The 10,656-nt window shown below is 67.6% G+C and carries 9 protein-coding genes and 1 pseudogene; 7 read left to right on the top strand and 3 right to left on the bottom strand.

The features are described 5' to 3' along the window. Window positions 1–8 precede the first annotated feature (8 nt). Complete coding sequence (gene dpdE / locus KRAD_RS11835; protein ID WP_275263104.1) at window positions 9–3,230, bottom strand: protein DpdE; 3,222 nt, start codon at window positions 3,228–3,230, stop codon at window positions 9–11. Window positions 3,231–4,240: 1,010 nt separating this feature from the next. Continuing rightward, window positions 4,241–5,537, bottom strand: a pseudogene (locus KRAD_RS11830) (IS701 family transposase). Window positions 5,538–5,713: 176 nt separating this feature from the next. On the opposite strand from KRAD_RS11830, the gene KRAD_RS24355 reads away from it, so the two are divergent. The 6 genes from KRAD_RS24355 (at window position 5,714) to KRAD_RS11805 (ending at window position 9,477) form a co-directional block, all read left to right on the top strand. Then, on the top strand, window positions 5,714–6,565 hold the full coding sequence (locus KRAD_RS24355; protein WP_157873578.1) for a helicase-related protein: 852 nt from the start codon (window positions 5,714–5,716) through the stop codon (window positions 6,563–6,565). A gap of 5 nt (window positions 6,566–6,570) precedes the next feature. After that, window positions 6,571–7,317 (top strand): DUF3427 domain-containing protein, encoded by a 747-nt coding sequence (locus tag KRAD_RS24350; protein WP_238985831.1) that lies wholly within the window; start codon window positions 6,571–6,573, stop codon window positions 7,315–7,317. 70 nt (window positions 7,318–7,387) lie between these two features. Continuing rightward, window positions 7,388–7,699 carry a type II toxin-antitoxin system Phd/YefM family antitoxin gene (locus KRAD_RS24345; RefSeq protein WP_012085844.1) on the top strand — a complete coding sequence of 104 codons (312 nt, stop codon included), beginning with the start codon at window positions 7,388–7,390 and terminating at the stop codon, window positions 7,697–7,699. Continuing rightward, window positions 7,696–8,073 (top strand): PIN domain-containing protein, encoded by a 378-nt coding sequence (locus tag KRAD_RS11815; RefSeq protein ID WP_012085843.1) that lies wholly within the window; start codon window positions 7,696–7,698, stop codon window positions 8,071–8,073. The genes KRAD_RS24345 and KRAD_RS11815 overlap by 4 nt, the downstream gene beginning before the upstream one ends. Window positions 8,074–8,162: 89 nt before the next feature. Then, on the top strand, window positions 8,163–9,023 hold the full coding sequence (locus KRAD_RS25675; protein ID WP_041292049.1) for a hypothetical protein: 861 nt from the start codon (window positions 8,163–8,165) through the stop codon (window positions 9,021–9,023). Between the two features lie 13 nt (window positions 9,024–9,036). Then, on the top strand, window positions 9,037–9,477 hold the full coding sequence (locus KRAD_RS11805) for a macro domain-containing protein (protein ID WP_012085841.1): 441 nt from the start codon (window positions 9,037–9,039) through the stop codon (window positions 9,475–9,477). 9 nt (window positions 9,478–9,486) lie between these two features. On the opposite strand, the gene KRAD_RS11800 is transcribed toward KRAD_RS11805, so the two are convergent. Further along, on the bottom strand, window positions 9,487–9,666 hold the full coding sequence (locus tag KRAD_RS11800; RefSeq protein ID WP_041292048.1) for a hypothetical protein: 180 nt from the start codon (window positions 9,664–9,666) through the stop codon (window positions 9,487–9,489). Window positions 9,667–9,824: 158 nt separating this feature from the next. Here KRAD_RS11800 and KRAD_RS11795 point away from each other — a divergent pair, with 158 nt between their 5' ends. Continuing rightward, window positions 9,825–10,577 carry a FadR/GntR family transcriptional regulator gene (locus KRAD_RS11795; RefSeq protein WP_012085840.1) on the top strand — a complete coding sequence of 251 codons (753 nt, stop codon included), beginning with the start codon at window positions 9,825–9,827 and terminating at the stop codon, window positions 10,575–10,577. The last annotated feature ends 79 nt before the right edge of the window (window positions 10,578–10,656 follow it).

Genomic DNA, 10,656 nt, shown 5'->3' with positions numbered 1-10,656 from the left:
CATGATGATTATGCACGCATTGCCCCCGATGCGTCGTTGAACCGTTGACCGCTAATGACCATGCAGGTCACGGAGCGGAGTCGGATACGCGGATTCCGGCACGCGTTGAGGAGAGCCTCGACGCGTTCCTCGGTGAGACCGGCGGTTGAGTCAGCAAGACCGGCTACCTCTCGGGCAGTGAGCACGGCGAGCTCATCATGGAGGTCTATGCGTGCTCGGGCGCAGGCATCTTCGATGAGGGCATCGACGCGGCGTTGGCTGCGAAGGTTGCCCGGAGCGGCGGCGTGGGTAAGCCGCACTGCCTGGCCAAATGCTCGCTCGCCGCCGAACAGGTGGTGAAGTGCCGCGATGCGGTCGGGGTTCAGGTTGACGTCGCCGATGTGGGGGCGTGGGTCATAGCGGCGCTCGAGCAGGGGCAGGAGACCCGGAAGTGGTGGCTCCTGCTTCCATGCATCCAGCCATACCCGGTGCATGAAAGGCGCCAGCCAGCCGTCGAGGCGGCGACGCAGTGCTCTGCTCTCGTCGGGGTCCAGGTTCGGGGCAATGCCGCCGACGTCGCCTTCGACGAGGTAGTCGAAGGCCAGGTAGACCTGCTCGTCTGGCAGGCCGGGCGCCAGTCGCCACAGAGCGCTGGCTTGTCCTCGGTCGTCTTGTTCGACCCACGTGGCGAGGCTGTCGATCAGGGGCGATCCATACCGAAGCACTCGGTGTCCGGGCCGCCGTAGCGCTGCGGTGCGATTGCAACTGCCCGGCGTGTCCCAGGTCCCTGGAAGGGCTGTTTGCACCTGGTGGCTGGTAAGCAAGGGCCGCTCCCCTGGCTCGAAACGGCGGGTGAAGCGGTCACCGCCGGGCAGTGGATGGAGTTGAAGGCTTCCATCCGCTTTATAGGCCAAGTCGTTCAGTGCTGCGTCGAACTGCGGCCAGTCGGTCTCGATTTGATCCAAGGCAACGAGAGAATGGATGCCGCCGCCACTAAGGAATGATGCCTCAAGCTGGTCCTCTGCGGTGATGTCCGTTGCACTGCGTGTCAGTTCCGCACATACGACTTCCACCAGGTCCACGAGGCCTTCCCCGCCGCGAGTGAAGACGGAATGGCGAATTTGCGGGTGCAAAGCCTCGATGGTGTACTGCAGGCTCGCTAGGGATGTCCGCCACACGCCGAAGCCGTCACGGAGCAGTTCTAACCAAGCTCCGGTGAGAGACTCAATGGAGTCCGGGGCGACCACGTACTGCTCTGCTGCCCCTTCGCTGCCGTGCCGGTCCACACGTCCAATGCGTTGTTCGAGACGGTTGACCGAGGAGGGGAGGTTCACGTGCACCATGGCGTCCGCGTCTTGGAAGTTCCTGCCCTCCTCAGCGCTGCTATCACAGATGAGTACGCGGCTACTGCCACGTCTCCACTGCGCCACGGACTCCTCGCGCTCCGTAGGCGACTGATCGGTGAAGTGCTCAGCCACCTGGAGGCCGCGGAACTTTGCGCGCAGCGCGGCAGCCAACTGGTGTCCAACAAGCGTCGAGTCCACGAACATGACGATCTGTTGATGCTTTTTGCATGCGGGACGAACGGCGTGGATCAAAGCACTGATGTGATCCCCGTGCGAGAGTGAGGCCAACTGCGTGAGGAGCCGTTGGTCTGCGGGGAGTGGGGGCGCCTCTGTAAGCATTGCCCACTCCGCGTCACTAAGTTGCGAGACCATAGCCTCGCGATCGATGGCGGATAGGCGCACGTGCATGAGTTGACTCAGGTGTTGTGGACTGCGCGCTGACGCCAGGAAGAGCCCGTACAGGTTTTCGTAGTCATCGGTGAACTGCGCGCCACTGACATTGAGGTGATCGACAACGTCCTGACGCCACTCTTCCAAGAACAGTTCTGCTTGGTCCCCTACCGGATCGTTGGGGACAAGCAGTTGCGGTTCGCTGCGCCCGGTGACCTCGAACTCAGGACTGTTGGGTCCGCACGGCACTCCCGTCAGAACGCGCTCACGGCGATGCCTCACCACTCGACGGTTCAGTCGGTACGTCTCGTTAACGTAGCGGCGCAACCGGCCGATATTGTCGATGAAATCGGCGGATCCAGAGTAGGCCGAATCCCCTACAGAGCCAACCAATGCCGCGAGTTCCTCATCCCCTGGGAAGGCATGCAGAATCGTCCCCAAGTAGAAGGGGGCGGTTTCGGGGAACTCTGGATCAAGCGCATAGAACGCCTTGGCAATCTCGTGTCTCGCACGCACTCGAGCGGTGAACCCGGCCAGATCGGCCACGTCATAAATCTTGGGGTCGAGCAGATTTAGCAGCTCGAGAAAGGCTCGTTCGTTGTTTAAGGCAGGCGTCGCCGAGAGGAGCAGCAGCCTGGGAGTCCCATGACAGAGGCGGCGGAGGTTTTCCACCTCCTGTAGCGACCGCCGTTGCCCCACAAGGCGATGCGCCTCATCAATAATTACAAAGTCTTCCGGGGTGTCGCTGAACCAGCGTTGTGGCGACTCGTGCGCCACGATGCGCAGGCGTGAACGAGGAAAGTCATCAACGAAGAACTTCGCTCGAAGTTCATCCTGCCACTGGCGCCGCAGGACATCAGGGGCTATGACAACCACGGAACCGGTGGGGTTGTCCAGCAGGTATTGCCGAAGCAGCAGACCTGCCTCAATTGTTTTCCCCAATCCAACCTCATCGGCAAGGAGATAGCGCTGGATTGGATCACGCATTACTTGCAACACCGTCTCGATCTGGTGCGGGTACAACTCCACGGCACTCGATAGAATGGCTGGAATGCTGGAGCAGGCCGCCCGGTGAGTCGTCACAGCGCGGATGAAAGGAAGGCGCGTTTCGCTGAAGTGCGGGCTTTCATTCCCCCCCGCCAAGAGCACTTCAAGTGGGTCGACCACCGGTTGAGACCAGCGGACATGAAGACGCTCAATGGGAAGAGGTAAGGCATACCGAGAATTAGGCGGTTTGACCGCATACCCGCCCTGAGGGGCGGCGCCGACAACTCGCCCGACGCGCCACCGTTCGCCATCCTCCCAATACACCCGGATCTGCTTGGGAAGTGCTGCAGCGACGGCATCGGATAATGCCATGTCAACAGTATGAACATGCGGTTGTGCCGGCGATTCAAAAAATGTGACCTCGACGGAGGAGTCCGTCAAGGCGCGCACGCGACCCCAGCCATAGGGTTGACCACACCAAACAAGTTGGCCCACGTACGATGGGCGACCGCTCACGGCGTTACCCATCATGCCCCACGGTTCTGCAAGCGGCATGGGGGATCCCCCACAACCGAAAAAGAGTCTTGCCGGCAGCACGCCAAGGTCGCGACTCGCCTCCCCGTCGCCGCAGACAACCGAACCACGGCGTCCTTCCTCACACACCCTGCAACTGCGCATTGCAGCGCGACTGCGCCACCGTTAGCGGCAGTCATCCGCAGCCTAAGGGATGGCTCGCTAGGACGCGTCCTGTCGGACAGGTCGCACTCTCATCCGGTGCTCATCTGGGATGCGCGAGCCTGCCAGGCGTGGCGAGTTGCCACTGATGGCCCCCGGCCGACACGGTGAAGGGCGTGAGGGCTCCGACGCAGGGCTAGGGCGTCAGCGAGCCTTCCTAAGTAGCGGGTGCCGCTTACTGAGGATGGTGCAGCGGGCTCAAATCGGAGGGCAATGAGGACCTAAGCGTAGACGTCGAACCGCCCCCCAACGGATGCGCCACTTAGAAATAGGCAAAACCTGAAAAAGCCGGTGGATGGGGTGCCGGGCCACTCATGAAGGGCAAGCCATCGCGGCGAAGGTTTTGCCATCGCCTCTAAACCGCCCGCAGCGTCCCAGTTGAACACGAACAATTCACGACGCAGTCAGGATGGACCTGACGAATCGCCGCGCGTCACCGCCGTTCGTGCTTGGCGCAGTTGAAGCGCCGATCATCTTCACCTTGCCGAGAGGCGAGCGGGGTCAACGTTTTCGTCGGTCGACGACCGACAGCCTCACCAAGTCAGAGTGACGCACTGTAGGTGTCAATGCCGGCCACGGCGCGGTGAAGCACTGCTCGAATTTCCTCAATACTGTTCCTGGCCGCCTCACACTTGTTCGGTGCCTGTGCGACCTCGGACCTGCCGGCGCCATCGAGGCAGGCCTAGTAGTACTTCGTTAGGTCGGCACGAGGGGTCGGTCCCGAACGGGTTGTCTGCAGACGGTGCAGGTGCCGGTCCAGGCGGCCAGCAACTGCTGGAGCAGGCGCAGCACGGCGTAGGTGCTCAAGCTGCGCCACGCGCTTTCGGGTCGGCGCGCAGCAGGGTGCAGAAGAGGTGTGCGGCGGTGACGAGGGTGACGTGGCGGTGCTAGCCGGTAAAGCTGCGGCCCTCGAAGTGGTCCAGGCCAAGGCCGGTCTTGAGTTCGCGGTAGTCGCGCTCGATGCGCCAGCGGATCTTGCCCAGGCGGACCAGTTCGGGCGGGGCGGTGTCGGCGGGCAGGTTGGAGAGCCAGTATTTTCCCCCGCACGCGGGAGGTGCCCCCTCCGGCTCGTCCGCTTCCTGCGGCCAGTCCGCGATCAGCCACTGCTCGGGCAGGGACCCGTCCTCGGTCAGTCGGGCGGTGTGCTTGCGCCCGGCCGGACGAATGCGGATTGCGAGGAACCGCGAGGTGAGCTGGTCGCGGGAACCGGCCCGCCAGGTGACCTCCTGCGCGTTCTCCCTACCTGCTGTTAGGGCGTGCTGGCACAAACTCATCGGCGCGTCGCGGTAGCGCGGCTTGCCGCGCGGGCCGGCGCCGAGGTACTCGCGCAGCTCAGGAACAGCGTCGGCGGGGTGCGCACTCAGGTCGGATTCGACCTGCACGATCCAGGACAGTCCCCACTCAGTGAGGGCGTCGCGGAAGTGAGCGTTGTTGCCGTAGCCGGCGTCAGTGGCGATCACCGGTGGACACAGACCCCACTCGGCGAGTTCGTCGAGCATCTCCAGCGCCAGGCGCCACTTCGGCTGATGACCCAGCTCGTCGGGGATCCCCGCCCGTTTGCGCTGCAACCGCACGGTGTCGAGCCTGCGTTGGTCTCTGCCCCATCCAAGCTCTCGTCCAGAGTGCTCTCGACTGCGGCGGTATCCTAGCTGCCGGGCAGGAACAGCTGCCAGTCCAGCGGGCAAGAGGCGGTGTGGGTGACGGCGTGGACGCTGACGCCGATCTGGCAGTTGCCTACCTTGCCGAGGGTTCCGGAGTACTGCCGGGCGACCCGGGCGAGGCTTTGCCGTCCTTGGGGAAGCCAGTGTCGTCGATGACCCACGCGACCGGTTCGATCACCTCTACCGCCTTGCCTGCGATGCGAGAACGCACCGCGCTGACGTCCCAGGTCGAGGAGGACACGAACTGCTGCAGGTCCTGGTGGTCCACCCCGAGGCGTTCGGCCTTCGGCTGCATCGACTTGCGGGTTCCGTCCAGCAGCAGCCCGCGCAGGTAGGTTTGGCCTTTGGCTCGCTGATCGGCTCGGGTCAGCGGCGCGAAGACGTCCGCGGCGAAGTCCTCCAGCTGCTCGCGCACGCCCTCGAGGTCCTCAGGAGTCACCGCGACAGCGCACCACGCGACGACCATCCTTGGCAAGACCTAACAACGTACTACTAGAGCTGCTGGGACTCACGGCGACGCCGGAACGTGCCGACGGGCAGGACGTCCGCGCGCTCTTCGACGGGCGCACCGCGGCAGAGCTGAGGCTGTGGTACGCACTCGCCGACAATCTGCTCGTGCCGTTGCACTACTTCGCCGTGGACGACGGCACGGACCTGAGCGACTTGGCCTGGCAGCGCGGTGGTTACGACGTCAAAGGCTTGACCAACCTCTACACCGGGGACGACGCCCGAGCGCGCCTGGTGCTGAGGGAGCTGCGCCGCCGGGTGGGCGACGTGACCTCGATGCGGGCGATCGGTTTCTGCGTCAGCGTCGAGCACGCGCACTACATGGCGCGCGTCTTCCGCGAGGCGGGCGTCGACGCGCTCGCCGTCAGCGGTAGCAGCACCCCGGAGGAGCGTGCAACGGCGCTGCGGCGGTTGAAGGAGGGCGACGTGCGCATCCTCTTCGCCGTCGACCTCTACAACGAGGGCGTCGACGTACCGCAGGTGGACACCGTCCTCTTCCTGCGGCCCACGGAATCCTCAGCCGTCTTCCTGCAGCAGCTCGGCCGTGGTCTGCGCACCTCCCCCGGCAAGGCGGTGCTGACCACGCTGGGCTTCGTGAGCCACCAGAACGCCAACTTCCGCTTCGACACCCGCTTCCGCGCGCTCACCGGGGTCAGCCGCGGTGCGCCGCAGCACCAGGCCGAGCAGGGGTTCCCGTTCCTGCCGGCGGGGTGCTCCATCGTCCTCGACGAGGTGGTGCAGGAACGCGTTGTCACGAGCATCAAGCGCAACTCAGCCCGCGCACCCCCGCGCTCGTCAACAAGGTCCGGGCGCAGGCGACGAACAGCATCGCGGACTTCCTCACCGTCAGCGGACTCAGTGTGCGGGAACTGCTCGGCAGCAACCGCTCGTGGACGGACCTGCGCCGCCGCGCCGGGACGGAGACGCGACCGGCCGGCCCCGCGGAGACCGCGCTGTTGAAGCGGGTGCGTGCCGTCACCCACGTCGACGACCGGCTGCGTCGCGATGCGTACTCCCGGTTGCTCGGCGACGACGTCACCGCCGACACGCTGTCCCCCGTCGAACGCCACCTCGCCGGGATGCTCACCGCGTCCCTCTGGCCGTCCGGCGCTCCCGGCGACCTGGCCGCGGTCCTCGACCTGCTGCGGCAGGAACCCGCGGCCCGGGACGAACTGACGCAGCTCGTCGACCTCACCTTCGACTCCGCCCGCCACCCCACGAGCGAGCTCGACGGGGAGATCGCCGACCTGCCCCTCAGCGTCCACGCCCGCTACTCCCGTGACGAGATCGTCAGCGCGCTCGGCGTCGCCACGGCCACCCGACCGCCGATGTCCTTCCGCGAGGGGGTCGTCTGGGCACCCAAGCGGCGCACAGACGCGCTGCTCATCACGCTGACCAAGTCCGAGGCCGACTACTCACCCTCGACGATGTACCGGGACTACCCGCTGACGCCGCACCTCTTCCACTGGGAGTCGCAGTCGCGGACGACGGTCACCTCCCCCACAGGCGAGCGCTACCTGAACCACCGGGCGATGGGGACGCACGTCCTGCTGTTCGCGCGTCAGCGCAAGCAGGGGACTTCGGGGTCGAGCCGTACCTGTTCCTGGGGCCGGCCCACTACGTCTCCCACGAGGGCGAGCGGCCCATCGGCATCACCTGGCGGTTGCGCCACGCGATGCCGACGGACTTCTTCACCCAAGCCTCGCTTGTGAGCGCCGGCTGAGGGGGCGACCCACCAGTACGTGCAGACAGGTGTAGCACGGCGGCGCTACACTCCACTACGTGCGGACCATCAGCCAGCGCGAGCTGCGGAACGACTCCGGTCAGATCCTGCGCGCCCTCCGCGACGGTGAGCACCTGCTGGTGACGAGCAACGGCGCTCCCGTCGGCGTGCTGCGGATGGACCCACCTCCGACGGAACCACACCGCTTCGTCCCCGCCGAGACGTTGCGGCACCTCTTCGACGACCTCGCCCCGCTCTCCCCGGAAGACCGAGGGGCGTGGAAGCGGGACGTCCAGGACACCTTCGACGACGAGCTCGACAACCCGTATGGCCGCGCCGCCCAGCGGAGCGAGGGACCGACCGCCGGGTGACCACCTACCTGGTCGACACCAACGCCCTCATCGACGGCGTCTGGCCGGACGGGGAGGTGGCGGTCTCCGTCCTCACCTTCGCCGAGCTGCTCACCGGCGTCCACGCCGCGCCCGAGGGTCCCGTCCGCACGGTCCGGCGGGTGCGGTTCGAGCGCCTCCGGTCGGCGTTCGACCCGCTGCCCGTCACCGCAAGCGTCCTGGGCGCCTACGCGGACATCGACGCCGCGGAAGTCGCGGCTGGGCGGAAGCCCCGGCGCCGTCGCGTCGACCTGCTGATCGCGGCGACGGCGCGCGCCCACGACTTGACGGTCTGGACGTCCAACCTCGACGACTACGCTGCGATCCGCGACCTGGTGGCCGTCGAGGGCCCGTGAAGGCTGCGGCCGCCGCGCGGTGGGGACGAACGGTGCCGCCGACACGCCGCATCCGGACCGCGCCCGTTCCGTCGACCTACCGTCGACGAGTGGCCTCCCGAGAGAAGACGCTCGTCGCAGGCCGGACGGTGGTGCACGCCGTCGGCCAGAAGACGCAGACGGTCCGCATCCACCACGCCGCCCCCCGCGCCGGGGTCGAGGTCGGGTACCGCCTCCCCGTCACCGCCGAGGTCAGCGTCGGGCTCATGGCCGAGTTCACCGACGTCGACGCCCTGCGGGACTGGCTCGTCGAGCGCGGCGGGACGTTGCTGGACGACCCGGCCGCGAGCGGGTCGGCGGTGGAGCCGTTGGTCGAGGTGCTCCCCGAGGACGAGGGGTGGATCGCTGACGCCGTTCCCAGAGTGGAGCTCGCGATCCGCGCTCTCGTCGACGGGTTCCTGGCGAACCCCTACCTGCACCGGGTCGAGCACTCCCTGCACGCGGAGCTGTTCTCCCTCCTCAAGGAGCACGAGCTGCTCGCCGCCCGGCAGGCCCTCCGCGACGGGCTGACAACGCAACTGGTCCACAAGGAGTGGCCCGAGACCCGTCCGCAGCCGCACAAGGGCGGCGGTCGGGGTCTGTTCGACCTGGTGGTGCTGGCGCCGACGCAGCTCGCCCGGGCCAGCCGGCAGCAGTTCCGGGACGGGCGGATCGAGGCGCCCATCGTCGTCGAGCTCGGACTCGACTACGGGCTGACGCACCTCCGTGGGGACGACGAGAAGTTCCGGAACAGCCGGGTGCGGCACCCGTACCTCGTCCACCTGGCTCGCGCGAGCACGGCCAGGGTCGCGGAGGTGGAGAAGTTCATCGCCCGCGTCGAGGCTCCCGTCCAGGTCGCTTACGCCCACCTCCACCCCGGCACGGGGGCGACGCGGCACCGGCACGTCGGAACCGTCTCCGTGACGACCTGAGAGGAGGCGGACGATGGCGCTGAAACCCGTGATCGGCGACTTGTTCGACCTGGGGCTGCCCGCCCTGGGGCACGGCTGCAACTGCGTCGGGTCGATGCGCGGTGGCATCGCGGTCGAGTTCCGTCGTCGTTGGCCGGAGATGCACGCGGCGTACCAGGCGCTGTGCGCGGCCGGGGACCTGCAGCCCGGCGAGGTGTTCCCGTGGGTGGCCGAGGACGTCGTGGTCTACAACCTCGCCACCCAGCAGCAGTCCGGTGCGGACGCCCGCCTCGACGCCGTGGAGCGCAGCGTCCGCGCGGCACTCGTCGACGCGGAGACGCGGCGGCTCGGTGCGCTCGGGGTGCCGCGACTCGGTGCGGGCATCGGCGGGCTGGTGTGGGCGGAGGTCCTCGACGTCCTGACCGCGGCCGTCGCGGACTCCCCCGTCGAGCTGGTGGTCGTCACTCGGGGCTGACGGGCCGCATCACAGCTGGTCGCGGTAGCGCGTCTCCAGCTCGTCGACGGAAGCCTGCGCGTCGGCGAGCCAGATCCGCGCGAAGTCCGCAGCCTCCAGGTCGCCCGCGACTATCGCCTCCTGCAGCGCGGTCTCCGCCGCGACCCGTTCCAACCGCGCCTGCTGCAGCACGGACCTCCACTGCGGCATCCCGCCTCCTCCGTCGAGGGCCGTCCCTCGCCACCCGGGGCACGGTGGACCGGCCCGAGCCACTCCGGTCAGCGAAGCAGATCAGCTCGCCCCGTTCCACCGCTGCGCGTCGCCGAGGCGGGCGGACGCGGGCTCGGCGGCGCCCTACGCTGACGCCCATGCCTCCCGCCCCGGTCTCCCCCCACCGCGGCCTCCTCACCGAGCGCATCGCCCGCGAGCTGGAGCACGAGATCCGCACCGGTGCTCTCGCGGTGGGCGACAAGCTGCCCTCGGAGCGGGAGCTGTCGGCGCGCTTCGCGGCGAGCCGGGGCGTGGTGCGAGAGGTGCTGCGGCGGCTGGAGGCGCAGCACCTCATCGAGGTCGCGGCGGGGCGGGGGTCGTTCGTGAGCTCGCCGGGGCTGGCGGAGTCGCGGGGCTTCGACGCGGTGTACCGGGCGAGCCGGCCGACGGTGCGCCAGCTCATCCGGGCGCGGTTGCCGCTGGAGGTGGAGAGCGCGGGGCTGGCGGCGGAGCTGGCCACGGAGGAGGACCTGGCGACGCTGGCGGCGGCGCACCGGGCGGTGCTGGAGGCGCCGGACGCGGTGGCGATGGCACGCGCGGACCTGGGCTTCCACGAGGCGATCGCGGTGACGAGCGGGAACCCGGTGCTGCGGATCATGCTGCTGTCGATCGGGCCGATGATGTTCGAGATGATGCTGCGCTCCAACTCGGACCCCTCGATCGCGGAGCCGGGGGTGCCGCACCACGCGGAGATCCTCGCCGCGATCACCGCGCACGACGTGGAGCTGGCGCGGGAGAACATGCGCGAGCACCTGGCCCTGGGGCTGCGGACGTACGGCCCGGACCTGGACGAGCCGCTGGAGGTCATGGCCAACCGGCACCTGGAGCACCTGCTGCAGCACCCGTTCTGAGGGTTGACCTCGCCGACGGCGCCCAGCTACGGTCCAACTGGTAGGACCAGTTGGACCAGTGGTCTCCGGCCTGACCCGA

The organism is Kineococcus radiotolerans SRS30216 = ATCC BAA-149 (genome assembly GCF_000017305.1).
In the GTDB taxonomy this organism is placed as follows: Bacteria; Actinomycetota; Actinomycetes; order Actinomycetales; family Kineococcaceae; genus Kineococcus; species Kineococcus radiotolerans.
This window is presented reverse-complemented; position numbering and strand designations above follow the sequence as displayed.